This is a genomic window from Streptomyces sp. NPDC002889, from assembly GCF_042888425.1.
Classification (GTDB): domain Bacteria; phylum Actinomycetota; class Actinomycetes; order Streptomycetales; family Streptomycetaceae; genus Streptomyces.
Genome location: NZ_JBIAPT010000023.1, coordinates 39689 through 66310, shown reverse-complemented (window position 1 = coordinate 66310; position 26622 = coordinate 39689). Strand labels below are relative to the sequence as shown.

Annotated in this window: 21 protein-coding genes; 17 read left to right on the top strand and 4 right to left on the bottom strand. The window is 69.8% G+C overall.

Annotated elements, in window-relative coordinates:
- Window positions 1-412 precede the first annotated feature (412 nt).
- The 3 genes from ACFYWI_RS29470 to ACFYWI_RS29460 all read left to right on the top strand — a co-directional run bounded on the left by ACFYWI_RS29470 (window position 413) and on the right by ACFYWI_RS29460 (window position 3246).
- Window positions 413-775 carry a bifunctional 3-phenylpropionate/cinnamic acid dioxygenase ferredoxin subunit gene (locus ACFYWI_RS29470; protein WP_389238288.1) on the top strand — a complete coding sequence of 121 codons (363 nt, stop codon included), beginning with the start codon at window positions 413-415 and terminating at the stop codon, window positions 773-775.
- The gene (locus tag ACFYWI_RS29465) at window positions 772-1944 is read left to right on the top strand and encodes an NAD(P)/FAD-dependent oxidoreductase (protein ID WP_389238286.1); all 1173 of its coding nucleotides are present in this window, start codon (window positions 772-774) and stop codon (window positions 1942-1944) included. Before ACFYWI_RS29470 ends, ACFYWI_RS29465 begins: the two co-directional genes overlap by 4 nt.
- A gap of 126 nt (window positions 1945-2070) precedes the next feature.
- Window positions 2071-3246 (top strand): aromatic ring-hydroxylating dioxygenase subunit alpha, encoded by a 1176-nt coding sequence (locus ACFYWI_RS29460; protein ID WP_389238284.1) that lies wholly within the window; start codon window positions 2071-2073, stop codon window positions 3244-3246.
- A gap of 106 nt (window positions 3247-3352) precedes the next feature.
- Here ACFYWI_RS29460 and ACFYWI_RS29455 read toward each other — a convergent pair whose 3' ends face one another.
- Window positions 3353-4150: an IclR family transcriptional regulator gene (locus ACFYWI_RS29455; protein ID WP_389238282.1), complete on the bottom strand. Its 798-nt coding sequence runs from the start codon at window positions 4148-4150 to the stop codon at window positions 3353-3355.
- 144 nt (window positions 4151-4294) lie between these two features.
- Between ACFYWI_RS29455 and betA the strand changes: the two genes are divergently transcribed.
- Both betA and ACFYWI_RS29445 read left to right on the top strand, forming a co-directional pair.
- A complete protein-coding gene (gene betA / locus ACFYWI_RS29450) occupies window positions 4295-5953 on the top strand; it encodes a choline dehydrogenase (RefSeq protein WP_389238280.1) in 1659 nt (552 codons plus the stop codon).
- Window positions 5950-6774: a 5,10-methylenetetrahydrofolate reductase gene (locus ACFYWI_RS29445; RefSeq protein ID WP_389238278.1), complete on the top strand. Its 825-nt coding sequence runs from the start codon at window positions 5950-5952 to the stop codon at window positions 6772-6774. The genes betA and ACFYWI_RS29445 overlap by 4 nt, the downstream gene beginning before the upstream one ends.
- A 212-nt stretch (window positions 6775-6986) precedes the next feature.
- On the opposite strand, the gene purU is transcribed toward ACFYWI_RS29445, so the two are convergent.
- Window positions 6987-7859: a formyltetrahydrofolate deformylase gene (gene purU, locus ACFYWI_RS29440; protein WP_389238276.1), complete on the bottom strand. Its 873-nt coding sequence runs from the start codon at window positions 7857-7859 to the stop codon at window positions 6987-6989.
- Between the two features lie 218 nt (window positions 7860-8077).
- On the opposite strand from purU, the gene ACFYWI_RS29435 reads away from it, so the two are divergent.
- The 10 genes from ACFYWI_RS29435 (at window position 8078) to ACFYWI_RS29390 (ending at window position 23194) form a co-directional block, all read left to right on the top strand.
- A complete protein-coding gene (locus ACFYWI_RS29435) occupies window positions 8078-9547 on the top strand; it encodes an aldehyde dehydrogenase family protein (RefSeq protein ID WP_389238274.1) in 1470 nt (489 codons plus the stop codon).
- 20 nt (window positions 9548-9567) lie between these two features.
- Window positions 9568-10656, top strand: a complete 1089-nt coding sequence (locus ACFYWI_RS29430) for a glycine betaine/L-proline ABC transporter ATP-binding protein (protein WP_389238272.1) — start codon at window positions 9568-9570, stop codon at window positions 10654-10656.
- Window positions 10656-12644, top strand: coding sequence for an ABC transporter permease (locus ACFYWI_RS29425; RefSeq protein ID WP_389238270.1), 1989 nt, complete (start codon window positions 10656-10658; stop codon window positions 12642-12644). Before ACFYWI_RS29430 ends, ACFYWI_RS29425 begins: the two co-directional genes overlap by 1 nt.
- 47 nt (window positions 12645-12691) lie before the next feature.
- On the top strand, window positions 12692-13690 hold the full coding sequence (locus tag ACFYWI_RS29420; RefSeq protein WP_389238268.1) for an ABC transporter substrate-binding protein: 999 nt from the start codon (window positions 12692-12694) through the stop codon (window positions 13688-13690).
- A gap of 233 nt (window positions 13691-13923) precedes the next feature.
- Window positions 13924-16389 (top strand): FAD-dependent oxidoreductase, encoded by a 2466-nt coding sequence (locus ACFYWI_RS29415; RefSeq protein ID WP_389238266.1) that lies wholly within the window; start codon window positions 13924-13926, stop codon window positions 16387-16389.
- A 59-nt stretch (window positions 16390-16448) separates the two neighbouring features.
- On the top strand, window positions 16449-16847 hold the full coding sequence (locus ACFYWI_RS29410; protein WP_389238264.1) for a tetrahydrofolate dehydrogenase/cyclohydrolase catalytic domain-containing protein: 399 nt from the start codon (window positions 16449-16451) through the stop codon (window positions 16845-16847).
- Entirely contained in the window at window positions 16844-18076 is a 1233-nt protein-coding gene (locus ACFYWI_RS29405; protein ID WP_389238262.1) for a sarcosine oxidase subunit beta family protein, read from the top strand. The genes ACFYWI_RS29410 and ACFYWI_RS29405 overlap by 4 nt, the downstream gene beginning before the upstream one ends.
- Before the next feature lie 12 nt (window positions 18077-18088).
- Entirely contained in the window at window positions 18089-21334 is a 3246-nt protein-coding gene (locus ACFYWI_RS29400) for a sarcosine oxidase subunit alpha family protein (protein WP_389238260.1), read from the top strand.
- Window positions 21327-21920 carry a sarcosine oxidase subunit gamma gene (locus ACFYWI_RS29395; protein ID WP_389238258.1) on the top strand — a complete coding sequence of 198 codons (594 nt, stop codon included), beginning with the start codon at window positions 21327-21329 and terminating at the stop codon, window positions 21918-21920. The genes ACFYWI_RS29400 and ACFYWI_RS29395 overlap by 8 nt, the downstream gene beginning before the upstream one ends.
- Window positions 21921-22183: 263 nt before the next feature.
- Entirely contained in the window at window positions 22184-23194 is a 1011-nt protein-coding gene (locus ACFYWI_RS29390) for a 1-aminocyclopropane-1-carboxylate deaminase/D-cysteine desulfhydrase (protein ID WP_389238256.1), read from the top strand.
- Between the two features lie 84 nt (window positions 23195-23278).
- Here the strand turns inward: ACFYWI_RS29390 and ACFYWI_RS29385 are convergent, their stop codons facing one another.
- Window positions 23279-24202, bottom strand: coding sequence for a LysR family transcriptional regulator (locus tag ACFYWI_RS29385; protein WP_389238254.1), 924 nt, complete (start codon window positions 24200-24202; stop codon window positions 23279-23281).
- 83 nt (window positions 24203-24285) lie between these two features.
- On the opposite strand from ACFYWI_RS29385, the gene ACFYWI_RS29380 reads away from it, so the two are divergent.
- Window positions 24286-25185, top strand: a complete 900-nt coding sequence (locus ACFYWI_RS29380) for a DMT family transporter (RefSeq protein WP_389238252.1) — start codon at window positions 24286-24288, stop codon at window positions 25183-25185.
- Here the strand turns inward: ACFYWI_RS29380 and ACFYWI_RS29375 are convergent.
- Window positions 25174-25494: a hypothetical protein gene (locus tag ACFYWI_RS29375; RefSeq protein ID WP_389238250.1), complete on the bottom strand. Its 321-nt coding sequence runs from the start codon at window positions 25492-25494 to the stop codon at window positions 25174-25176. The two genes, ACFYWI_RS29380 and ACFYWI_RS29375, sit on opposite strands and share 12 nt — an antisense overlap.
- 239 nt (window positions 25495-25733) lie before the next feature.
- On the opposite strand from ACFYWI_RS29375, the gene ACFYWI_RS29370 reads away from it, so the two are divergent.
- The gene (locus tag ACFYWI_RS29370; protein WP_389238248.1) at window positions 25734-26594 is read left to right on the top strand and encodes a PP2C family protein-serine/threonine phosphatase; all 861 of its coding nucleotides are present in this window, start codon (window positions 25734-25736) and stop codon (window positions 26592-26594) included.
- Window positions 26595-26622 lie beyond the last annotated feature (28 nt).

The window sequence follows — 26622 nt, the reverse complement described above, 5'->3', positions numbered from 1 at the left end:
TGTCGGTGTCGGTTTCGACCGGCTCAGGGCCCTCGCCCTCGCGGCCGAGGGGTATCGCCGGTGCTGTGACCACGGCCGGTGGCCCGAGCGACCCAAGAGCTCCGCGCGCACCGGGCCCACGCGGGACTGAAGGCCGTCCTCGTCCGGTGCGGTGACGTAGCGCGGGCGTCCGCCACAGGCCCCACGGTGTGCGGGCCGGAGGGGCCGGTACCCACTGTGAACAGCCCGAAGACACTGATCGCCATGCCGTTCCCTTCGGATCGTGAGTTGTGCAGTGCGCACGGTGTTGCGTAGAAAGAAACATGAGCAAGTGGTCCGCGTGTCCGGGGGATGCCTTGACACGGGCTTTGGGGGACTTCAAACTGACGTTGCGCTTACCGCAATCCGTTTCGCTATATGCACCCGAGGTGTCATGATGATTCCCGCGTGCCGTCTCGCGGATCTGCCGCGAGGCGAGGCCTACCGGCTCGACATCGATCCGCCCGTGTCGGTGTTCCACACCGATGCCGGCGAGATCTTCGCCATCGACGACACATGCACCCACCAGGACGCGTCGCTCGCCGACGGCTGGCTGGAGGGGGGCGAGGTCGAATGCCCGCTGCATGCCTCGAAGTTCGACCTCCGGACCGGAGCCGTCGATTCGCCGCCGGCCAGGCTCCCCGTCCGCACCCACCAGGTCCTGATCGAGGACGGGATGATTCACGTCCTGCCGTCCACGGAGGCCCCGAATCTGCCGCCCTGCATCGCGGCGCGGCTCGCCGGAGGTCCCGCGTGAGAACCGTGGCCGTGGTCGGCGCCTCGCTCGCCGGACTCTCGGCCGCACGCTCACTGCGCAAACAGGGCTACGACGGGCGGCTGGTCGTGATCGGTGACGAGCCGCACCGCCCTTACGACAGGCCCCCGTTGTCCAAGGAGTTCCTCGCAGGCGAGATCGGCGAAACGGATCTCGCGCTGGAGGCGGAGGGCGAGGATCTGCGGGCGGAGTGGATGCTCGGTGTCCGGGCCGCCGGATTCGACCGCAACGACCGTGCGGTGAGGCTCGCCGACGGCCGGTCGGTACGGGCCGACGGAGTCGTCATCGCCACGGGTGCGATCGCGCGCATGCTGCCGGGCGGCGAGGGCCTCGCCGGGGTGCATACGCTGCGCACCCTGGACGACGCCCGTGCCCTGCGGGCCGACCTGGCCCGGGGCGGGCGGCTGGTGGTGATCGGCGGCGGGTTCATCGGTGCCGAGGTCGCCTCGACCGCGTACGGCCTGGGACTTGATGTGACGGTCGTCGAGGCGGCGCCGACGCCACTGGCCGGGCCGCTCGGTGAGGTCATGGGGGGCGTGGTCTCCACGCTCCACGCGGACCACGGCGTCCGCCTGCTGTGCGGCGTGGGTGTTCAGGGGCTCTCGGCGGCCGGCTACGGGCAGAGGGTGGACGCGGTCCTGCTCCAGGACGGGCGGCGGCTCCCGGCCGACACGGTCGTCGTCGGCGTGGGTGCCCGCCCGTGCGTCGAGTGGCTGGACGGGAGCGGACTCCTGCTGGACAACGGCGTCACATGTGGCGCGGACGGGCGCACAAGTGTTGACAGTGTGGTCGCGGTCGGTGACTGTGCCTCCTGGTACGACCCGCTCGCCGGGGTCCACCGTCGCGTCGAGCACTGGACCGGCGCACGGGAACGCCCCGACGCGGCCGTGGCCGCGCTGCTGTCCGGTGGTGCGGCGGCACCGGGGGTGCCCAAGCCGCCGTACTTCTGGTCGGACCAGTACGGCGTACGGATCCAGTTCGCCGGGCATTCCGCCGGGGCCGACAGCGTGACGGTCGAGGAGGGGCTCCCGGACGACCGCAGCTTCCTGGCGGTCTACAGGCGGTCGGGGCATCCGGTCGCGGTCCTCGGGATGAACCAGCCGCGCCTGTTCACCCGCTGGCGCAAGCAGCTTGCTGCCGCTACGCCTTGACGCCATCGGTGGCGATCACCGCTGTTGCTTGTCACGCTCTTCGTTTCATACAGCACAACGCCGTACAGGACGTACTGGTCCCCGGCGTGACGACCGATCGACGACATTCCCCGCGAGGAGTGCACTGTGACCTCGACCAGCCTGCCGGACAGCCTGATCGTCACCCTCCCCGGCTCCTATTACACCGATCCCGGGATCTTCGCCCAGGAACAGGAGCAGATCTTCGAGGCGATGTGGTTCTGCGTCGCGCGCTCCTCCGACCTGGCCGGGCCCGGTGCCTTCCGGACCGTCGAGGTCGGCCGCGAGAGCCTCCTCGTCACCCGGGCCCGGGACAACTCCGTCCGCGCCTTCCTCAACGTCTGTCGGCACCGCGGCGCCAAGCTCTGCACGGAGGAGTCCGGCGAGGTCAAGCGCGCCTTCCAGTGCCCTTACCACGCGTGGACGTACGACCTGACGGGCAAACTCGTCGCGGCGCCCAACCTCACCAAGATGCCCGACGTGGGCCGGGTCGAGTACGGCCTGGCGAATGTGGCCTCTCGCGAATGGCTGGGCTACGTCTGGGTCTGCCTGGCCGAGACCCCGCCCTCGTTCGAGGATCAGGTCATGGGCGAGGTCGTCGCACGGCTCGGCGACGTGGAGTCCATCGAGCGTTACGGCATGGAGAACCTCCAGGTCGGCAAGCGGATCGTCTACGACGTGAAGGCGAACTGGAAGCTCATCATCGAGAACTTCATGGAGTGCTACCACTGCGCCACGATCCACCCGGAACTCACCGAGGTGCTACCGGAGTTCGCCGACGGCTACGCCGCGCAGTACTACGTGGGCCACGGTGCCGAGTTCGGCGCGGAGATCAAGGGCTTCACCGTGGACGGCTCCGCAGGTCTGGAGCGGATACCCGGGGTCTCGAAGGACCAGGACCGCCGCTACTACGCGATCACCGTCAGGCCGCAGGTGTTCATCAATCTCGTCCCCGACCATGTGATCTTCCACCGGATGTACCCGGTCGCCGTCGACCGCACCGTCGTCGAGTGCGACTGGCTCTACCTCAAGGACGTGGTGGACAGCGGCAGGGATGTCAGCCGCTCCGTTGAGCTGTTCGACCGGGTCAACCGGCAGGACTTCGACGCCTGCGAGCGCTGTCAGCCCGCGATGAGCTCCCGTCTGTACGCCAAGGGCGGCGTGCTCGTGCCCAGCGAGCACCACATCGGCGCCTTCCACGACTGGATCCATGAGCGCCTCGGCACCCGGCAGGCGGGCGCAGGCCGCACCGACGTCGGCGACGGCGCGCACGGCATCGCGTGAGGAACGTGCGACGACGCCCTGGCGGTCAAAGCGGTGATCAGGGCCTGGGCCGTCACGGGGGTCCCCGTGGCGCCCCACGCCCTGCTCATGGTGCCTGACCGAGAGGTCAACCCAGGTAGCCCATCCGGTGACTGATCTCGTCCGCCCCCTCGATCAGCAGCGGGGCGACCTCGCGCATCCGCTCGTCGGTCAGCCGGTACGAGGGCCCCGAGGCGCTGAGCGCCGCGATGACGTCTCCGTCCCGGGAGCGGATCGGCGCGGCCATGGCGTGCAGCCCGAGCTCCAGCTCCTCATGGGTCCAGGAGTAGCCGATCTCCCTGGCCTCGGCGAGGTTCTTCTCGAGCTTTGTCCTGGCGGTCAGGGTGTGGGGGGTCATCTTCTTCAGCCCTGTCTGCGACAGGAGCTCGGCGCGCTCCTTGGCCGGCAGATGGGCCAGCAGGATCTTGCCGCTGGAGGTGGCGTGCAGAGGGGTCAGCTGGCCGACCCAGTTGTGCGCCGCGACCGCTGCCGGGCCGCGCACCTGGAAGAGGTTGATCGCGAAGTGCTCCTGCATCACGGCGATGTTGACGGTCTCGCCGATCTGCTCCGCGAGGCGCTCGCAGACCGGGCGGCCCTGCTGTGTGACCTCGATGCGGCCCGTGACCGCGCCGGCCAGGCGCACGATGCCGAAGCCGAGACGGTATTTGCCGCGCTCGCCCGCCTGCTCCACCAGACCGCGCGACTCCAGCGCGCCGAGCAGGCGGAATGCGGTGGATTTGTGGACGTCGATCTCGGCCGCCACGTCGCTGACGCCCGCTTCGCCGTGCTGGGCAAGGATTTCCAGCACGCTGATCGCGCGGTCGACGGACTGGACCCCGCCGGGCTGCGCACCTGTCGTTTCGGTATCTGCGCTGTAGTTGCTCACAGCGAAACTATACGCGCAGTAAACAACGGCCGGGCGTGCGGCTCAGTGCCCCTACAAGTTGCGTTGCTCGCAACCTGGTGCGTATAGCGATACTCGTACTAGCATGCCACGCGTATCGAACGGCGAGATCGAGACGAGGCAGCCATGGCTCCCCTGCAGTACGACTTCGTCATCGTCGGCGGCGGATCGGCCGGCAGCGCACTGGCGAACAGGCTCTCCGCCGATCCGGGCAACCGGGTGCTGGTGCTGGAAGCCGGCCGGTCCGACTACCCCTGGGACGTCTTCATCCACATGCCCGCGGCGCTGACCTTCCCCATCGGCAGCCGCTTCTACGACTGGAAGTACGCGTCCGAGCCCGAGCCCCACATGGGCGGCCGTCGCGTCTACCACGCCCGCGGCAAGGTACTCGGCGGTTCCAGCAGCATCAACGGCATGATCTTTCAGCGCGGCAACCCCATGGACTACGAGCGGTGGGCGGCCGACCCGGGCATGGAGAAGTGGGACTACGCCCACTGCCTGCCGTACTTCCGGCGGATGGAGAACTGCCTGGCGGCCGATTCGGACGACGAGTTCCGCGGCCACGACGGCCCCCTCGTCCTCGAGCGCGGCCCGGCCTCCAGCCCGCTCTTCCCCGCCTTCCTCCAGGCGGCCCAGGAAGCCGGCTACCCCCGCACCGACGACGTCAACGGCTACCGGCAGGAAGGCTTCGCGCCCTTCGACCGCAATGTCCACCGCGGACGCCGCCTGTCGGCCTCGAAGGCATACCTCAAGCCCGTGAAGAGGCGGCCGAACCTTGACGTGAGGACCCGCGCCCTCGTCACCCGCGTGATCTTCGAGGGCAAACGGGCCGTCGGCGTCGAGTACCGGCGCGGGAGGGGAGCGGTCCAGCAGGTGCGAGCACGCGAGGTCATCCTCTGCGGCGGTGCGATCAACTCCCCGCAGCTGCTGCAGCTCTCCGGCGTCGGGAACTCCGAGGAGCTGGGGTCCCTGGGAATCGACGTCGTCCACCATCTGCCGGGCGTCGGAGAGAACCTGCAGGACCACCTGGAGGTGTACGTCCAGTACGCCTGCAAGCAGCCGGTCTCCATGCAGCCGTACATGAAGTGGTACCGCTATCCCTTCATCGGGCTGCAGTGGCTCTTCCGCAAGGGCCCGGCCGCCACCAACCACTTCGAGGCAGGCGGCTTCGCCCGCAGCAACGAGGATGTGGACTACCCCAACCTGATGTTCCACTTCCTGCCCATCGCAGTCCGCTACGACGGGACCTCGCCCGCCGGCGGGCACGGCTACCAAGTGCACGTCGGACCCATGTACTCCGACGCCCTCGGCTCCGTGAAGATCAAGAGCAAGGACCCGCGCGAGCACCCCGCCCTGCGCTTCAACTACCTCTCCACCGAACAGGACCGGCGTGAGTGGGTCGAGGCGATCCGGGTGACCCGCAAGCTCCTCGAGCAGCCCGCGCTCGCGCCGTACAACGACGGGGAGATCTCGCCCGGACCGTCCGTGCGGAGCGACGAGGAGATCCTCGCCTGGGTCGCGCAGGAGGGCGAGACAGCCCTGCACCCCTCCTGCACCTGCAAGATGGGCACCGACGAGATGGCCGTGGTCGACCCGGAGAGCATGCGCGTGCACGGACTCGAGGGGCTGCGCGTCGTGGACGCCTCCGTGATGCCCTACGTCACCAACGGCAACATCTACGCACCCGTGATGATGATCGCGGAGAAGGCCGCCGACCTCATCCTCGGCAGGGAGCCGCTCGCGCCCTCCAAGGCTCAGTACTACCGGCACCGTGACCCCCGGTGAGAACGCTGCTGAAGAACGTCCGCTACGAGGTCCTGCCGGCGGCGTCCACCGAGGACAAGGTCCTCGCCCATGTGCCGCTCGACGTGGTGGTCACGGTCACCGCCTCTCCGGTCAAAGGCCTCGAGCCGACCCTTGACCTCGCGACCCGGCTGGCGGCGCACGGCTACCCTGTCGTGCCGCACGTGCCGGCCCGGCTGCTGCGGGGCGGCGCCCATGTGGCGGAGGTGGTCCACCGGCTGCGGGAGGTGGGCGTGGACGACGTCTTCGTACCGGCGGGGGACGCGGATCCGCCGGCCGGCCCGTACGAGGGGGCGCTGCCCGTGCTGCGGCGGCTGGGCGAGCTGGGCAGCCCCTTCGCCGGGGTCGGCATCACCGGCTACCCCCAGAGGCATCCGCTCATCGCCGACGACATCACCATCCAGGCGATGTGGGACAAGTGCGCGCACGCGACGTACATCGTCAGCAACCTGTGCTTCGACCCGCGCGCGCTCGCGGAGTGGGTGACGCGGGTCCGCCGGCGCGATGTCACGCTCCCGGTGCACGTGGGCGTGGCCGGACCCGTGGAGCGTACGAAGCTGCTGGCGATGGCGGCGAAGGCAGGCGTGGGGGAGTCGGCGCGCTTCCTGGCCGGGCACGCCTCCTGGTTCCTGCGCTTCGCAGCGCCGGGCGGCTACTCGCCCGATCGGCTGCTGCGGCGCAGCGCGCCCGCGCTGACCGCGCCTTCGGCGGGGGTGGCGGGCCTGCACCTGTTCACGTTCAACCAGATCGCCGAGACGGAGCGGTGGCGTCGCGGCATGCTGGAGCGCCTCGACGGTTGCTAGCTGGGGCTCTGCCCCGGACCCCGCGCCTCAATCTCTTCGTCCGTGGGAGGACACTCCTCCTATGCCTTGCGGGCGTGGGAGGTACCCCACCTCACGCCGTGCGGGGGTCTGGTGGCCTGCCCCCCGTTCGGGATGGGGGTACCTTCCACGGCCGCCAGGCCGCTTAGGGGGCGGGGTGAGGAAGAAACCCCGCTTCCGCAATCGCGTACGGCTCAGCGGAAGACCACCGTCCGGTTTCCGTCCACCATGACCCGGCTCTCGCTGTGCCACTTCACCGCATGCGCCAGCACCTGCGCCTCCACGTCCCGCCCGACCGTGACCAGTTCGTCCGGGTCGAGCGAATGATCCACGCGGACCACGTCCTGCTCGATGATCTGCCCCTCGTCCAGGTCCGGAGTGACATAGTGCGCCGTCGCGCCGACGAGCTTCACGCCGCGCTCGTACGCCTGCAGGTACGGGCGTGCGCCCTTGAAACTCGGCAGGAAGGAGTGGTGGATGTTGATGGCCCGGCCCTCGAGCTGCTTGCACAGGTCGTCGGAGAGGATCTGCATGTAGCGGGCGAGCACCACCAGGTCGATGTCCAGGTCGCGCACCAGCTCCAGAAGTCGTGCCTCCGCCTCTGCCTTCGTCTCCCTGCTCACCGGGATGTGGTGAAAGGGGATGCCGTAGGTCCCGGCAAGCTCCTCGAACTCCTCGTGGTTGGAGACGATCGCCGGGATCTCGATGTTGAGCGCGCCGGTGCGCCGGCGGAAGAGCAGATCGTTCAGACAGTGGCCGAACTTCGAGACCATGATGAGCGTTCGGGTCGGGGTCGAGGCGTCCCGCAGGGTCCACGAGATCCGGTAGGCCTCGGCGACGGGGCCGAATCGGTCACGCAAGTTTTTCAAGTCGGTGTCCGGGTCGGAAACATCGAAGTGGACCCTCATGAAGAAGCGTCCCTGAAGCCGCTCGTCGAACTGCTGGCTCTCCAGGATGTTGCCGGAGTTCCTGACCAGATAGCCGCTCACGGCGTGCACCAGGCCGGCCTGGTCCGGGCACGAGAGCGTGAGGACGTATTCACGGCCAGGTTGCGGTCGAGGGGACATGGCAGCCTCCGTTGGTGCGTATTGCACAACACGGTGAGTGATACGCAACATGTTCAGCCTGTCGTGGCCCCTGGTCAAGGGAGGCGGGGCAACTGGGGCCGGGGGTGGAATCCGCCCGCCGTGCCTCTTGACGAAGGTCACACGGTTCGAGCATGGTGTTCCACCACAAGCAATGCGGTGCGTGATGCGCAACGAACTTCGCTCGAAGGGTTCCGCTCGTGGCAGACCTGTATCTGGACGGAGAATGGTGCGATCCGGTGGCCGGGGGCCACCGGGAGATCCACTGCCCCGCGGACGGGTCGCTTGTGGCGGTCGTGTCGGAAGGCACCCGGGCCGACAGCGAGGCCGCGATCGCCGCCGCCCGCCGGGCTTTCGACGAAGGACCCTGGCCGTGCACCCCCGAGCGGGAGCGTGGCGCCCTGCTGCTGCGTACCGCCGATCTGATCGAGCGCGACGCCAAGGAGTTCGCCCGGGCCGAATCGCTGGACACCGGCAAACGGCTGGTGGAGAGCGAGTACGACATCACCGACGTGGTCTCCTGTCTCCGCTACTACGGCGGGATCGCGGGCACCAACGCCGGCCGCGTGGTCGACACCGGGCGCGACGACGCCGTCAGCCGTGTCACCTACGAGCCGGTCGGCGTATGCGGGTTGATCACCCCGTGGAACTACCCGCTGCTCCAGGCGTCGTGGAAGGTCGCCCCCGCTCTTGTTGCCGGAAACACGATCGTTCTGAAGCCGAGCGAGCTCACCCCCTCGACATCGATCCTGCTGGTGCGGGCACTTGAGGAAGCCGGTATGCCGGCCGGCGTTGCCAACCTCGTGCTGGGCGCCGGCCCCGAGGTGGGCGCACCGCTGTCCGAGGACCCGGCCGTCGACATGATCTCCTTCACCGGGGGCCTGGACACCGGCCGAAGGATCATGGCCACAGCTGCCGCGACCGTGAAGAAGGTCGCTCTCGAACTGGGCGGCAAGAACCCCAACGTCGTTTTCGCCGACGCCGATTTCGAGACCGCGGTGGACTTCGCCCTCACGGCCGTCTTCCTGCATTCCGGGCAGGTCTGCTCGGCCGGCGCCCGCCTGATCGTCGAGGACTGCCTCCATGACGCCTTCGTCGACGAGGTCGTGCGCCGTGCCGGGCGCATCCGTCTGGGCGGCCCCTTCGATCCCGGGGCCGATACGGGACCACTGGTCTCCGCGCAGCACCGGCAGAAGGTCGAGGCGTATGTCGCCACGGGTCTCGCCGAAGGGGCCGTACTGCGCTGTGGCGGCAGCCGCCCCGAGGACCCCGCACTCGGGAACGGCTATTACTACCCGCCGACCGTGCTCGACGAGTGCCGCCAGGACATGCGGGTGGTGCACGAGGAGTCCTTCGGCCCCGTGCTGACCGTCGAGCGCTTCAGCGGCGAGGACGACGCCGTACGCATCGCCAACGACACCGAGTACGGACTCGCCGGAGCCGTCTGGACGCAGGACCCGGGCAAGGCCCAGCGGGTCGCGCGACGGCTGCGCCACGGCACCGTGTGGATCAACGACTACCACCCCTACGTGCCGCAGGCGGAATGGGGTGGCTTCGGGCACTCGGGCGTGGGCCGGGAACTGGGGCCCGCAGGCATGGACGAATACCGCGAGCCCAAGCACATCTGGCAGAACATCCAACCCCGGCCGCAGCACTGGTTCCGTGGCTGAACGCCGAAGAGAGGTCGACCGTGCCCCCAACACAGACTGAACTGCCGCAGCGGCGCGGCATGTCCAAGGATCAGGACAGAGCCCCGGTCATCTCCGTGCGCGGGCTGTGGAAGGTGTTCGGGCCCAAGGCCGACCAGGTGCCGGATTCCGAGGAGCTGTGCGGGCTCACCCGCCGCGAGCTCATGGACCGTACGGGATGCACCGCCGCCGTCCGGGATGTGAACTTCGAGGTGTCGCCCGGCGAGGTCTTCGTCGTCATGGGTCTGTCCGGCTCCGGCAAGTCCACGCTGGTGCGATGTCTCACCCGGCTGATCGAACCCACCGCGGGTGAAGTCAACTTCGAGGGCGAGGACATCCGCGGTGCGGACGCCAGGCGGCTGCGCGAGCTGCGGCGCCGCAAATTCTCCATGGTCTTCCAGCACTTCGGGCTGTTGCCCCACCGCCGGGTCATCGACAATGTGTCGTACGGCCTGGAGATACGCGGCATGGGCAGGGCCGAGCGCACCAGGCGTGCCCGGGAGGTCGTCGAACTGGTCGGCCTGGCGGGATACGAGAACTCCTACCCGGACCAGCTCTCCGGCGGCATGCAGCAGCGCGTCGGTCTCGCCCGGGCGCTCGCCGGCGATCCGGACGTGCTCTTCTTCGACGAGCCGTTCTCCGCGCTCGACCCGCTGATCCGCCGCGACATGCAGAACGAGGTCATCCGACTGCACCACGAGGTCGGTAAGACCATGGTCTTCATCACCCACGACCTGTCCGAGGCGCTCAAGCTCGGCGACCGCATCCTCATCATGCGCGACGGCAAAATGGTCCAGTGCGGCACCGGTGACGAACTGGTCGGCGCGCCCGCGGACGACTATGTGCGCGAGTTCGTCAAGGACGTGCCCCGTGCCGAGGTGCTGACCCTGCGCTGGATCATGCGCGCGCCCGAGCCCGACGACGCCCTCGACGGCCCGGAACTGGGCCCGGACGTCGTGGTGCGCGAGGCGACGCGGGCTGTGCTCGCGGCCGACAGACCGGTCAGGGTCGTCGAGGGCGGGCGGCTGCTGGGCATCGTCGGCGACGAGGAGATCCTCGCGGTCGTCGCCGGACAGGAAGGCGACGCGTGATGGCTGTCGTCGCCGACACCGCGGCCCCGGTCGCGGACGCGCGCCGAGTCAGCCGCCGCATCGTGGTGGCCGCGATCGTGGTCGCGTGGCTGGTGCTGTTCGCCGCCCTGCGAGGGCGGCAGACGCTGACGCTGGCGGCGGCCGATCTTACGGACCTGCACCGCTGGTTCAACTCGGTCAACGACAGCATCGGTGCGAACCGCAACAGCAACCCGGTCTTCCTCTACTTCTTCAACGAGATACGGCTGGTCATCGACCATCTCGTCACCTTCGTCCAGTCGCTGATCTCCCAGCCGCAGGGCGGGCGCCCCGTCCCCGTCATCGGCTGGCTGGGCGTCGTCGCCCTCGCCGGCTACGTCTCCTGGGCCATCGGGAACATCCGTGTCGCCGCCCTGGCCATGGCCGGGTTCGTCTTCTTCGGGCTGCAGGGACTGTGGCAGGAGAGCATGGACACGCTGGCCCTGACTCTGTCGGCGGTCTTCGTCTCCCTGCTCATCGGTATCCCGCTCGGCATCTGGGCCGGTCTTTCCGACCGGGTGAACCGTGTGCTGACGCCGTTCCTGGACTTCATGCAGACGATGCCGACCTTCGTCTATCTGGCCCCGCTGACGCTGTTCTTCCTCATCGGCCCGGCGTCCGCGACGATCGCCACGCTCATCTACGCAGCGCCTCCCGCCATTCGCATCACCGCGCACGCGATCCGCTCGGTGCCCGCGACCACGGTCGAGGCCGCCGAGTCGCTGGGATCGACCCGACGGCAGACGCTCACCAAAGTGCTGCTGCCCATGTCCAAGCGGACCGTCGTGATGGGCGTGAACCAGACCATCATGGCCGCGCTCTCCATGGTCACCATCGCTGCCCTGATCGACGCGCCCGGGCTGGGCAAGACGGTCGTCAAGGCGCTCCAGACGCTCGACGTCGGAGTCGCCTTCAACGCCGGCCTCGCCATCGTGGTCATGGCGATCGTGCTGGACCGGGTGACGACCGCGGCGGGCGACCAGGTGGAGGCCGCGAGGAAGCGCCGCGCCGGCCGCTTCGCGAAGTGGCGCCGCCCGCTGCTGATGGCAGGCGGCGCAGCGGCCGCGGTGTGCGTGTGGCTGTCCCACACCTATGTGTGGGCAGCCCGGTTCCCCGGCGAGGCCGGGCTCGGCAGCGGGATCGCCCGCACGGCGGACTCGGTCACGCTGTGGACGCAGGACACCTTCGGCGGGCTGACCAACGGAACCAGGGACCTGATCAGCACAGTGCTGCTCAACCCCTTCGAGGCATTGCTCACCGAGTCCCCCTGGTGGCTGGTCGGTGCGGTCCTCGTCGCCGTCGGCGCCGTGCTCGGCGGGTGGCCCGCGGGTGCCACCGCGGCGGTCTGTGTGGCCCTGCTCGTCGGGACCGGAATGTGGTCGGACAGCATGACGACGCTGGCCTCCACGGCGGTGGCGACTCTGATCGTGATGCTGCTCGGCGTCGTGGCCGGCGTCTGGATGGGCCGCAGTCCGCTGGCCGACCGGCTGATCAGACCCAGTCTCGACGCGGGCCAGACCATGCCCTCGTTCGTGTATCTGGTGCCGTTTCTCGCCCTGTTCGGAGCCACACGGTTCACGGCGATCATCGCCGCGGTCGTCTTCGCGGCCCCCGTGACGATCAAGATCATCGCGGACGGTGTGCGGGCGGTGCCACAGACCACGGTGGAGGCCGCCACGGCAGCCGGCTCCAGCACCTGGCAGATCATCACCAAGGTCCAGCTCCCCATGTCACGCAGCGCTCTGACACTCGCGACCAACCAGGGTCTGATCTACGTCCTGTCCATGGTGGTCGTGGGCGGGCTGGTCGGTGCGGGCGCCCTGGGCTACGACGTCGTCGCCGGTTTCTCCCAGGGCCAGTTGTACGGCAAGGGCCTCGCGGCGGGCCTCGCCATCGTTCTGCTCGGGGTCATGTTCGACCGGATCACTCAGGCGGCGGCACGGCGCACGGCAATGCCCGGCGCCCGCTAGTGCGGCCGGGTCCCGGCAGCCACAGCAAGAAGCACAGGAGGCAGCACATGATGGGGAACTTCATTACGCAGTCGCGGCCCGCGAGACGGCGGGCCGTGGTGGCCGGTCTCGCGGCGCTGGGCCTGGCCGCTGTCGCCGGCTGCAGCGGCGCCAAGGTCGGGGAGTCGGGGGCCGGCGCATCGGGCGGCGCCTCCGGCACATGCGGCACGTTCAACCTCGCGATCAACCCCTGGGTCGGATACGAGGCCAATGCGGCGGTCATCGCGTACGTCGCCGAGCACGACCTCAAGTGCCAGGTCACCAAGAAGGACCTCAAGGAAGAGGTCGCCTGGCAGGGCTTCGGCACCGGAGAGGTGGATGCCGTCGTCGAGAACTGGGGGCACGACGACCTGAAGAAGAAGTACATCACCGACCAGAAGACCGCCGTGTCGGCCGGCGCGACCGGCAACAAGGGCGTCATCGGCTGGTTCGTGCCGCCGTGGCTGGCGAAGAAGCACCCGGACATCACCGACTGGAAGAACCTCAACAAGTACGCCGCCAATTTCAAGACGTCGGAGTCGGGTGCGAAGGGCCAGTTCCTCGACGGCGACCCGTCGTTCGTCACGAACGACGCCGCCCTGGTGAAGAATCTCAAACTTGACTACAAGGTTGTCTACGGCGGCAGCGAGGCGGCGCTGATCCAGGCGTTCCGGCAGGCCGAGGCCAAGAAGACCTGGGTGATCGGGTATTTCTACGCGCCCCAGTGGTTCCTGTCGGAGATCGACCTGGTGAAGGTGAATCTGCCGAAGTACACCGCCGGTTGCGACGCCGACGCGGAGAAAGTGGCCTGTGACTACCCCGAGTACCAGCTGGACAAGATCGTCAGCAAGAAGTTCGCCGGCTCGGGGAGCCCCGCCTACGACCTCGTGAAGAACTTCACCTGGACCAACGACGACCAGAACGTCGTGGCGAAGTACATCGCCGAGGACAAGATGACGCCGGAGGCGGCGGCCAAGAAGTGGGTGGACGCCAACCGCGGCAAGGTCGACGCCTGGCTCAAGAGCTGATCCGTAAGTCGACTCCCGGCTCATGAACAGCTGATCCGCGAGAGGGGTCGAGAAGCACAGCCGTGCCCGGCGGGCTGCCGTGACAGCCTTCCGGGCACGGCTCGTTTTCTGCCCTGGTGACGACCGTGGAAGCCCCCTTGACACCTACCTCGGTGACCGGCATCGTGAGTTGCGCAACCTGAAGCTTGTTGCGCTGACAGCAACTGGATCGCTTTCAAGGTGGAGGTGTGGCGATGGCGGGTCCCCGAGTGGTCATCATCGGAGCGGGCGTCGTGGGAGCGGCGCTCGCCGACGAACTGTCCTTCGCAGGCTGGACCGACATCACGGTCGTCGACCAGGGCCCCCTCCCCGCCACCGGCGGGTCCTCGTCCCACGCGCCGGGGCTTGTCTTCCAGACGAATTCCTCGAAGACGATGACCGAGCTCGCCCGCTACACCGTCGAGAAGCTCTGCGGCCTCGACGTCGACGGGGAGCCCTGCTTCCTGCAGGTCGGCGGACTCGAGGTGGCCACCACCCCCGAGCGGCTGACCGAGCTGCACCGTCGCCACGGCTGGGTCACCGCCTGGGGCATCGAGTCCCGGCTGCTGAGCCCCGAGGCGTGCGTCGAACTTCACCCGCTGGTGGACCGCGAGCGCGTGCTGGGCGGCCTGCTGGTCCCCACCGACGGCCTGGCCAAAGCCGTCCTCGCCGTCGAGGCCCAGATCCGGCGGGCCACCGAGCGCGGCGTACGCTTCCTCCCCCGCCACGAGGTCCTCGACGTCGTACAGAACGAGGGCAGGGTCAGCGCAGTCGTCGTCACCGACCTGGAGGCCCCCCAGCCGCAGGCCCAGGGAGAGATCCCCGCCGACATCGTCGTGTGCTGCGCCGGTATCTGGGGCCCGAAGATCGCCCGCATGGTCGGCATGAACCTCCCGCTGACCCCGCTCGCCCATCAGCTCGCCTGGACCGGCCCCGTCCCCGCGCTGGAAGGCCAGGCCGAGGAGGCCGTCCGTCCGATCCTGCGCCACCAGGACGCGGACCTGTACTACCGCGACCGCTTCGACCGCATAGGCATCGGCTACTACGGTCACCGGCCCATGCCCGTCGACCCGGAAGACATCGCTTCGGTGGACGAGGCCGAGCAGATGCCCTCCGTCCTGAAGTTCACCGAGGACGACTTCGCGGACGCCTGGGCCGAGACCCGCTCGCTGCTGCCCGCAACCCGCGACGCCAAGATCGAAGAGGGCATCAACGGCCTTTTCTCCTTCACCACCGACGGACTGCCGTTGCTCGGCGAATCACCTGACGTCAAGGGCTTCTGGGTCGCCGAGGCCGTGTGGGTCACCCACTCCGCCGGCGTGGCCCGCGCGGTGGCCGAATGGCTCGTGGACGGTCACTGTTCGTCCTTCGATCTGCACGAGTGCGACGTCAACCGTTTCGAGCCGCACCAGCTCTCCCCGGAGTACGTCCTGGCGCGCGACTGCCAGAACTTCGCCGAGGTCTACGACATCCTGCATCCCCTTCAGCCGTCCGGCGCGCCCAGGCCCCTGCGCACCAGCCCCTTCTACGCCCGCCAGCAGGAGCTCGGCGCCTTCTTCCTGGAGGCCACCGGCTGGGAGCGGCCCCAGTGGTACGAGGCCAACGCGCAGCTCGTCGAGGGCCGTTCCATTCCCACCCCGAACGACTGGGCGGCGCGCTACTGGTCGCCCGTCGTCGGCGCCGAGGCCCAGACCACCCGCGAGACCGTCGCGATGTACGACATGACGGCCCTCAAGCGCCTGGAAGTCACGGGTCGCGGCGCCGCCGCCTTCCTCCAGTGGCTGTCCACCGGCAACGTCGACAAGTCGGTCGGCTCGGTGACGTACACCCTGCTCCTCGACGAGAACGGCGGCATCCGCAGCGACATCACCGTCGCGCGACTCGGCCGTGACCACTTCCAGGTCGGCGCCAACGGCAGCCTGGACCTCGACTGGCTCACCCGTCATCTGCCGTCGGACGGGTCGGTCCAGGTACGTGACATCACCGCCGGCACCTGCTGCATCGGCCTGTGGGGCCCGCTGGCCCGCGAGGTCCTCCAGCCGCTGGCCGACTCGGACTTCTCGGGCGACGGGCTGAAGTACTTCCGCGCCAAGCGTGCCCATGTCGGCTCCGTGCCCGTCACCGCGATGCGCCTGTCGTACGTCGGCGAACGCGGCTGGGAGCTGTACACCACCGCCGACATGGGCCTGAAGCTGTGGGACACGCTGTGGCAGGCCGCTCAGCCCCTCGGCGGCATCGCCGCCGGCCGCGGCGCCTTCAACAGCCTCCGTCTGGAGAAGGGCTACCGCTCCTTCGGCACGGACATGACCTATGAGCACGACCCCTATGAGGCGGGGCTCGGCTTCGCCGTCAAGCCGGACAAGGGCGACTTCATCGGAAAGGCCGCGCTGGAGCGGCGCAGGGCGGATGTGCGGCGCCGTCTCACCTGTCTGACCATCGACGACCCCCAGGCCGTCGTCATGGGCAAGGAGCCGGTGTACGACGGCGACCGGCCCGTCGGCCATGTCACCAGTGCGGCGTACGGCTACACGATAGGCAAGGCGATCGCCTACGCGTGGCTGCCGGCCGAGCTCGCCACGCCGGGGACCGCCGTACACATCGGCTACTTCGACCAGCGTGTGGAAGCGGTCGTCGCCGACGAGCCGCTGTTCGACCCCTCCATGTCCCGTCTGCGCGGTTAGGGGGTGCGGGCGAACGTTCCGCCGAGTGCCGCCCGGGCGGAGCTCTGGAGGAGGAACGGGTGGGGACCACCACCCGCCATGCCGCACCCGGTTACGAGAGGAGCAACGTGAGCGCAAAGGTCCTCGACGGACGCCGTCCCGCCGCCGCGATCCGCACCGACCGCGTCGCCACACCGGCCGCGCGGGGAAGCAACCCCGGCCTCGGCACCGTGGCCGTCGGCGACGACCCCGGCAGTCGTGCGTACGTCGCCGGGAAGCACCGCGGCTGCGAGCAGGCTCCGATCGCCTTCATCCGGCGCGAACCGGCCGCCGACGCGACGCAGCAACAGGTGGAGACCGTCATCGACGGGCTCACCGCCGACCCTGCCCGCACCGGATACACCGTCCAGCTGCCGCGGGGCGTCGGTGCCGACACCGAGCACCCGCTGTACCCGCACCTGTCAGGAGACGTCCGATGAGCCCCCGCACCCCGGGCGCCGACCTTCCCGAGCACCCCCAACGGCTGTGGCGCACGCCGGAGCCGAAGCCGTCGTACGACGTGGTGATCGTGGGCGGCGGCGGGCACGGTCTCGCGACCGCCCACTACCTGGCGAGGAACCACGGCATCACCAACGTGGCCGTCCTGGAGAAGGGCTGGCTCGCGGGCGGCAACATGGCCCGCAACACCACGATCATCCGTTCCAACTACCTGTGGGACGAGAGCGCGGGCATCTACGAACACGCCCTCAAACTGTGGGAAGGACTGGCGGACGAACTCGACTACCCGATCCTCTTCTCCCAGCGCGGTGTGCTGAACCTCGCCCACAGCCTGCAGGACGTCCGCGACAGCGTCCGCCGTGTCGAGGCCAACCGGCTCAACGGCGTGGATGCCGAATGGCTCGACCCGCAAGCCGTCAAGGACGTCTGCCCCATCGTCAACATCTCGCCCGATGTGCGCTATCCGGTGATGGGCGGCACCTACCAGCCACGGGCCGGCATCGCCAAGCACGATCACGTCGCCTGGGGCCTGGCGCGTTCCGCCGACGCCGCGGGCGTCGACATCATCCAGAACTGCGAAGTCACCGGCATCGACATCCAGGGTGGGCGCGTCACCGGCGTGCAGACCACGCTCGGCCGCATCGCCGCCGGCAAGGTGGCGCTCTGCTCGGCCGGTCACACCTCGGTGCTGGCCGCCATGGCGGGCTTCGAACTGCCACTGCAGAGCCACCCGCTGCAGGCGCTGGTCTCGGAGCTCCTCGAGCCGGTGCACCCCACGGTCGTGATGTCCAACGCCGTGCATGTGTACGTCAGCCAGGCCCACAAGGGCGAGCTGGTGATGGGCGCGGGCATCGACGCGTACAACGCCTACACACAGCGCGGCGCCTTCCACATCATCGAGCACCAGATGTCCGCCGCCCTGGAACTCTTCCCGGTCTTCGCCCGCGCTCATGTGCTGCGTACCTGGGGCGGCATCGTCGATGTCAGTCCCGACGCATCGCCGATCATCGGGCTCACCCCGGTGGACAACCTCTATCTCAACTGCGGCTGGGGCACGGGCGGCTTCAAGGCCACCCCGGGCGTCGGCTGGGTCTACGCACACACCATTGCCCACGACACCCCCCACGCCCTCAACGCCCCCTTCTCGCTCGACCGATTCACCACCGGCGCGCTCGTCGACGAGCACGGCGCGGCCGCGGTCGCCCACTGAGGAGCCGAATCGATGCTGCTCATCCCATGCCCCTGGTGCGGGCCCCGTGACGAGGCCGAATTCCACTACGGCGGTCAGGCCCATGTGCCCTGTCCGCAGGACCCCGCCGCCCTGACCGACCAGGAATGGGCGCGCTACCTCTTCTTCCGCGACAACACCAAGGGCCCGTTCGCGGAGCGCTGGAGCCACGCGTCCGGATGCCGGCGCTGGTTCAACGCCGTACGCGACACGGCGACGAACGAGATCCTGGCGGTGTACCGGACGGGTGAGCCGAAGCCGAACCCGGCCCGTCCGGCGGAATTCAAGCCCCTCCGGCGTTTGAGGAGCGGGGTCCGGAGCGGAGCCCCGGTCACGGGAACGCGAGCGGTTGGGGAGAACTCCCCGGCCACCGGGGCGCACCCGTCGACGACACCTCAGGCCCCCGACGCCGCAGGCACGGCCACCCAGCCCTTCCGCCTCCCCGCCGCCGGCCGCGTAAGGCGCGACGAACCGCTCACGTTCACCTTCGACGGCACGACCTACGAGGGCTTCCGGGGCGACACCCTCGCCTCCGCCCTCCTCGCCAACGGAATCATCCGGGCCGGCACCAGCATCAAGCTCGGCCGCCCCCGCGGCATCTTCTCCGCCGGAGTCGAGGAACCCAACGCCGTCGTCCAGATCGAGGAGCCCTTCCCCGAGCCCATGCTGCCCGCGACGGCCGTGGAGCTGTACGAGGGGCTCGTCGCGAGCAGCCTCCCCGGGCAGGGACGACTCGCCACCGACCCCGACCCCGCCCGCTACGACGCCGTCCACGCCCATTGCGACCTGCTCGTCGTCGGCGCGGGACCGGCCGGACTCGCGGCCGCGTCCGCAGCCGCCGGCAGCGGGGCGCGCGTGATCCTCGCCGACGACCAGCCCGACCTCGGCGGCAGTCTCCTCGGGACAGGCCGGCTCCTGGACTGGGCGGGGGATACGGGTGCGCGGCTCGAGGCCGAGCCCGAGGTGCGGGTCCTGCGCCGCACCACCGTCTTCGGCTACTACGACGACAACCACGTCCTCGCCGTCGAGCGCCGCACCAACCATCTCGGCGGAGAAGCCCCCGAGCACGTCTCCCGCGAGCGGGTCTGGCGCATCCGCGCCCGTCGCGTCGTCCTGGCCACCGGAGCCCACGAGCGTTCGCTGGCCTTCGCCGACAACGACCGACCCGGTGTCATGCTGGCCGCCGCGGCCCGCACGTACGCCCATCGCTACGGCGTCCTGCCCGGCCGCCGCGCCGTCGTCTTCACCACCAACGACAGCGCATACGCGGCCGCGCTCGACCTGTCGGCGGCGGGCGTGGACATCGCGGCGGTCGTCGACACCCGCCCCGGCCCAGGGGAGTGGGCTCGCCGCGCCCAGGACGCCGGGATCGAGGTGCTGACCGGCCATGCCGTGGTCGGCACCGAGGGCGAGCAGCGGCTGACCGCGGTCGCCGTCGCACCGTACGGCGAAGGCCTGTCCCGCCGGGAACTCTCCGCCGACCTCCTGCTCGTCTCCGGCGGCTGGAACCCGGTCACGCATCTGTTCAGCCAGGCAGGCGGCACACTGCGCTACGACGAGGTACTCGGCTCGTTCGTACCCGACAGCTGCCGTCAGGCGGTCGAGGTCGCAGGCTCGGCGAACGGCGTCATGGACCTCCCCGGCGTCCTCGCCGAGGGCGCCGCCGCCGGTGCCCGTGCTGTCGAGGCCGAGGGGTGTGCGGCCCGCACACCCGGACTCCCGGTCGTCGCCGACGAACCACAGTCCCCGCCCATGCAGGTCTTCGTCGTCCCCGGCGCCGGCAGTGCGCCCCGCTTCGTCGACCTCCAACGCGATGTCACCGTCGACGACCTCGCCCGCGCCACCGGCGCCGGTATGCGCTCGGTCGAGCACACCAAGCGCTACACCACCGCCGGGACCGCCAACGACCAGGGCAAGACGTCCGGCGTCCTCGCCGGCGGCACCGTCGCCCACCTCCTGGGCATCGACATCTCCGCCCTTGGCACGACGACCTTCCGCCCTCCGTACACCCCGGTCTCCTTCGCCACGCTCGCCGGCCGCGACCGCGGCGCGCTCCACGACCCCGTCCGGGTGACCGCTCTGCACGACTGGCACGTCGCCCACGGCGCTCTCTTCGAGAACGTCGGCCAGTGGAAGCGGCCCTGGTACTACCCGCGTGACGGCGAGGACATGAAGGCCGCCGTGCTCCGTGAGTGCCGCGCCGCCCGTGAGGGAGTCGCGTTCATGGACGCCTCCACCCTCGGCAAGATCGACGTGCAGGGTCCCGACGCCGCCCTCTTCCTCGACCGGCTCTACACCAACATGATGAGCACCCTCAAGGTCGGCATGATCCGCTACGGCGTCATGTGCCGCCTGGACGGCATGGTCTTCGACGACGGCACCGCCATCCGCCTCGCCGAGGACCGCTTCCTCGTCACCACCACGACCGGCAACGCAGCCGCCGTTTTGGACTGGATGGAGGAATGGCTCCAGACAGAGTGGCCCGAACTGCGCGTCCACTGCACCTCTGTCACCGAGCAGTGGGCCACCGTCGCCCTCGTCGGCCCGCGCTCCCGCGAGCTGCTGGCCGCCCTCGCCCCCGAACTGGCCCTCGCGAACGACGACTTCCCCTTCATGGCGTGGCGGGAGTCGACCGTCGCGAACATCCCGGCCCGGGTCTGCCGCATCAGCTTCTCCGGTGAACTGGCCTACGAGATCAATGTGTCGCCGTGGGACGCGCACACGCTGTGGGAGGCGCTGTACACGGCAGGGAGCCCGTTCGGCATCACCCCGTACGGCACGGAGACCATGCACGTCCTGCGCGCCGAGAAGGGCTATCCGATCATCGGCCAGGACACCGACGGCACGGTCACCCCCCAGGACCTCGGCATGAGCTGGGTGGTGTCCAAGAAGAAGCCCGATTTCATCGGCAAGCGTTCCCACGCGCGCGCCGACACCACACGTGGCGACCGCAAGCACCTCGTCGGCCTGCTCCCGGAGGACCCGGACGCGTTCCTCCCCGAGGGCACCCACCTGGTCGCCGACAGTGTGCTGCCCGACCCGCCGGTGCCGATGCTCGGCCACGTCACCTCCAGCTACCACAGCGCGGCGCTCGGCCGGACCTTTGCCCTCGCCCTGATCAAGGGGGGCCGGGACCGCATCGGCGAGCGGCTGTACGCGCCGGTGGGCGACCGTCTGGTCCCGGTGACCGTGGCACGTCCCGTTCTGTACGACCCCGAGGGAGCCCGCCGCGATGGCTGACACCGCGATCCGCCACAGTCCCCTGGCGCACGCCGCCGACGGCTTCGCCGCCGCCACCCGTTCCTCGGGCGGCGATGTGCGCCTGGCCGAACTGCCTTTCCTCACCCAGGTCAACGTCCGGCTCGACCCCAAGGGGTCGGCTGCCGACGCCGTCGGCCTCGCCCTGGGCCTCCAACTGCCCCTCGAACCCGACATCGTCGTACGGGCCGGGGACCTCCATGCGCTCTGGCTCGGCCCGGACGAATGGCTCGTCGTGAGCCCGCCCGGCAGCCGGCCGGCTCTGGAGAACCGGATCCGTGAGGCTCTCGGCGACGAGCCGGCGGCGGTCACGGACGTCTCCGCCCAACGCACCACCCTGCTCGTCACGGGCCCCCGCGCCCGCGATCTGTTGGCCCACGGCTGCCCCCTGGATCTGCACCCACGTGCTTTTGGTCCCGGACGGTGCGCCCAGACCACCCTGGCCCGGGCGCAGATCGTGCTGATCGCACGGGACGAGCCCAGAGCGGGATTCTGGCTGCTGGTCCGTTCGTCCTTCGCCGGGTACCTGGCGGACTGGCTGCTGGACGCCGCGTCGGAGTACGTCTGACACGCAGCGGCCGCCCAATGGCCGTCCTCGGACGCCTCGAACGGTCGGGCCCCCGGCGCACCCGTCGTGGTGGCGTGACATGCGGACCGGCGAGACGGTCCGGACCCTCGCGCCGGGCGGGGAGGCACGGGAGCGGCGATCGGCGCGTGTACCGCACGCCGGGCGACATCAGTAGGCTGAGCACGCTGCACAGTCGGAGACCGCTGCCGCGCCCTCGCCGCCTCGGCGGCCATGGCCGTGCCCCTTGGAGGGAATCCGCCATCATGAGCAGGCCGTTGCTGCACCAGCGATTTCCCCAGCTGATCACCTCGCTGCCGCACCTTCCGCTCGGCGACCGGCCGACGCCGGTACGCGAGCTGACGGGAATCGCACCCGGCGTCACCCTGTGGTGCAAGGACGAGAGCGGATTCGGCCGGGGAGGCTGGGGCGGCAACAAGGTCCGCAAACTGGAGTGGATTCTGCCCGATGTACGCCGCCGCGGCGCCCGCACGATCCTCACCGTGGGGGGCCTCGGCACGAACTGGGGCCTGGCCACCGCTCTTTATGCTCGAGAACAGGGCTTGAGGACTGCCCTCGCCCTGATCGACCAGCCGGTCGACGACCACGTCCGGCCACAACTCGGGCGGCTTCGACGGTCCGGCGCCACATTGCACTTCACCCGCACGAAGAGTCGGACGGTCGCAGCCGCCCCGTGGCTCTTCCTTCGCCACGCGACCGGCGGACGGTGGCCCTATTTCCTGCCGGCGGGCGGCTCCGCCCCCGTCGGTACGCTCGGTTATGTCGAGGCAGCCTTCGAACTCGCGGCCCAGATATCCGACCAGGCCCTGCCGGAGCCCTCCCACGTGGTCACCCCCGTCGGTTCCGGGGGAACGGCCGCGGGACTCGCTCTCGGCCTCCGCCTGGCGGGACTTGAGCGCACACGGGTCGTCGGCGTGGTCGTCAACCACACGCTCCGGCTGGACGCGCGTGCCGTCGTAAAGCTGGCCAGAAGGACCGAGCGACTGCTCCATGAACGGGGAGCGGCCTTTCCTGCGACCCGGATCGCGCCGGAGGACGTGACGATGGTGCGGGACTGGATGGGCGCGGGATACGGGCACGCCACACCGCAAGCCCTCGAGGCACAGCGCCTCGTTGCCGGCAGTGGCCACCTGGAGCTCGAACCGGTGTACACAGCGAAGGCATTGGGGGCGCTGATCGCCATGGCGGCCGATCAGCGCCTCGGTAACGGCCCTGTTCTGTTCCTCCAGACCCATGGGCCCCGGGACATCGTGTGAGCACACGTCCCCGCCCCGGGATCGCACCAGGCGCAGGAGACCGCCGCGCACTCGGCGGCTGCTGGTCACCGTGACCGACAGCGGTCACGCGCCCCTGTCGGTCACGGTCGAGGCAAGGGCCGCGATGGGTGGCCAGGACCATTGGCCTGCACGCGCGATCAGGAAACTGCGACGCAGGCCCGCGAGCGGGTCCAGACGGCGGAAGGCGACATCCGACCGGTGGCGTTCGATTCCCGATTCGGCGAGCAGTGCCACGCCGAGACCCGCACCGACCAGGCTGTTGACGAGGTGCAGACTGTCCACGCGGTGTGCGATCCGTGGGACGAATCCTGCGATGGCACATACACGTTGCACGAGCTCGTCGTCGTCGGTGCCGCGTGAGTTGGCGATCCAGCCGGTGCCGGCGAACTCCGCCAGTGCGGACATGGCGACCGGTCTGCCGGCGTCCGGGTGGTCGGCGGCGACGGCCAGATACAGCGGCTGTTCCTCGAACTGCCGGGAGCTGAGTTCCGGTGGCAGAGCGCGCGGCACCAGACTGTAGTCGTACGCCACGCCCAGGTCGATGCCCCCGGAACGCAGCAGCCCCACGGTGCTCTCCGGCTCGTGCTCGTGGACCTCGACCTCGACCCTTGGGTACAGCTCACCCAGGCGGATCAGCGCGGGCAGCACCACCGGCTCGACCGCCGTGAAGAAGCTCGACAGACGTACCCTTCCGACGGGTTCGGCCACGCCGCGCAGCTCCGCCTGGGCTTCCTCGACTGCGCCGAGGATGCCCACGGCGTGTTCGACCAGGCGCTCACCTGCCGGTGTCAGCTGCACCCGGCGGCCGACCGGCGTCAGCAGCCTCACGCCGACTTCCTGTTCCAGAACCGCCAGATGCTTGGAGACGGCCGATGTTCCGTACCCGGTGCCGGCGGCCACCGCGGCCATGGTCCCTAGGCGGTGCAGTTCGACGAGCAGCCTCAGGCGTCCCAGATCCGGAAGCTGTCCCATGATGTCTTCGCTCACCGGGTCATTGTCCACCAAGAGTGGATGATGGATCCACTATCGGCCTGTGGACAGCAACGGAGGAGCGCGGGTCCAATGGCCCGGTGAATGCCCCCACCGTGTCCGTTGCCGCGAGCACCGCCTCGACATCTTCCGGTCCCCGCCAGATGCCGGGGACAGCGCTCGTCCTCGTCGCCATGGCCGTGCTGCACACCGGCAGCGCGATGGCGACCGAACTGTTCCACTCCCTGAGCCCGGCCGGGACCACCTGGCTTCGGCTGACCTTCGCCGCTGCGGTCCTTGTGGCCTGCACGGGCCGGCGCCTGTGGCGGACGCTGCGGACGGCTCGCCGGGCCGATCTGCTGGCCACGGGGCTGCTGGGCGCGGTCAGCGCGGGAATGATGCTGCTGTTCTCCGAAGCCGCCGCGCGGCTCCCGCTGGGCACGGCCACGGCGCTGGAGTTCCTCGGCCCGCTCACCGTGGCCGTCGTCGCGTCGCACCGGCGCAAGGAACTTGCCTGGCTGGGGGTTGCCGCGGCCGGCGTTGTGCTGCTCACCTCGCCCTGGGCCGGTGCCACAAGCCTGACCGGGGTTCTGTTCGGACTGGGCTCCGCGGCCTGCTGGGCGCTCTACGTCATCGGCACCGCGCACGTCGGCAGCCGCTTCTCCGCGTCTCAGGGGCTGGCGGTGTCGCTGGCCGTCGCCGCGGCGGCCGCCGCGCCGTTCGGGGCACCGGCCGCGTTCGCGGCCCTCACCTGGCAGACGGCCGTCGCCGCGGCGGGCATCGCGGTGCTCATGCCGCTGGTGCCGTTTCTGCTGGAGATGAAAGCACTTCAGCGCATCGGCAAGACCGCCTACGGGACCCTGGCCGGCCTCGAACCGGCCGTGAGTCTGCTGGCGGGTCTGGTGCTCATCGCGCAGACGCCCACCGTGGTGCAGATCGGAGGAACAGCACTGGTGGTGGTCGCAGGCATCGCCGCAGCGCGGGCGGAGTCACGAGGCTGAGCCCGCCGACTCGGGAGTCCGTGCCATGGCGCGGCGGCCCGCGGCCCGGCGGACACGCAAGGCGACCGCACGCGCGGCTTCCTTCCGGCCCCGCAGCGCGTGTCTGCCGCATCCACGCCACTGGGACGGCAGGGCGCCCGCGCGTTGCCCGCTCTGGGTGATCATCGCATTGACCGGCGTCAGCGGATCCGAGCCCAGTGTCCTGGCCAGCAGGACCCCGGCCGCCAGCGGCAGCAGGACGCCGATCACTGTGGCGCCGGTGGCGGCAACGTGCTGCCTGCGTGGGCGGTGGGGTGCGTCTGGAGTCATGGTCACCATTCGACCAGCCGCGGCCATTGGCGGAATCGGCCGGGATACTCAGCCCGTGCGTCTCGGATACTCATCCGGCCGGGCGCGATCGCGCCCCGGCGCCGACTCCGCGCCGCGCGTGCCCCGACCCGGCGGAAATACAATGAGGGCGGGCTGTACGAGCCCAGCTGGGCCGGGTCCACCGTGCGGCACAGAAGTGGCCCGGTCAGTCGGCCATCGGACGTGCCTCGGAGAGGTCCATGACCCGGCGTCGTCCTCCGCGATCGGCAAGCGCCGACGATCTGCTGACCGCACTCGGACAGCTCACCGACCGGGTACGGCAGGGCGCCGAGCGGCAGAAGGCCCGCGTCGAGCTGGCCGAAGCGCTTCAGCGCTCGATGCTGCCCTCCGACCTTCCCACCGCCCCGGGCCTGAGGGTCGCGGCCCGCTACGCACCGGCACGCAACGGCCTCGACATCGGAGGCGACTGGTACGACGGTTTCGTCCTGCCCGACGGCTCGCTGGGCTACTCCATCGGCGATGTGCAGGGCCATGACGTCGAAGCCGCCGCCTTCATGGGTCAGGTCCGCATCGGGCTGCGCGCCATGGCCACCGCCATCACCGACCCCGGCGAGATTCTCGGCAGGGCCAATGAACTCCTGCTCACCGTCGACCAGGGCCTCTTCGCCACGTGCAGCTTCCTGCGCTACGACCCGGCGACGGGCGAGTTGGAGGGCGCCCGCGCCGGCCATGTGCCGGCCGTGTGCGCGACAGCCGACGGACACTGCGGGATCGTCGAGGACGAGGCGGGCGTACCGCTGGGCATCCTGCCCGGCGAGGTGTACCCGGTCACGAGACGTCGTCTGCCGGTCGGCGGGGCATGCGTCCTGGTCACGGACGGCGTCGTGGAAGGACCGACCTATCCCGTCGAGGAAGGTCTCGACGCGGTCGCCGGGGTGGTCCGCTCCGCGGTCATGGCCGGCGCCCAGGCGGAGGAGTTGGCCTCGGGGGTCATGGAGGTGGCGGAGCGCAGCGACCACACGGACGACGCCGCCGTCCTGGTCCTGCTTCGCGACACGGACCGGCCCGCGGCACCCGCGCAACGGACGGACGCCGGCTGATCCGCCACGCCGTCAGCGCGTGTCAGGG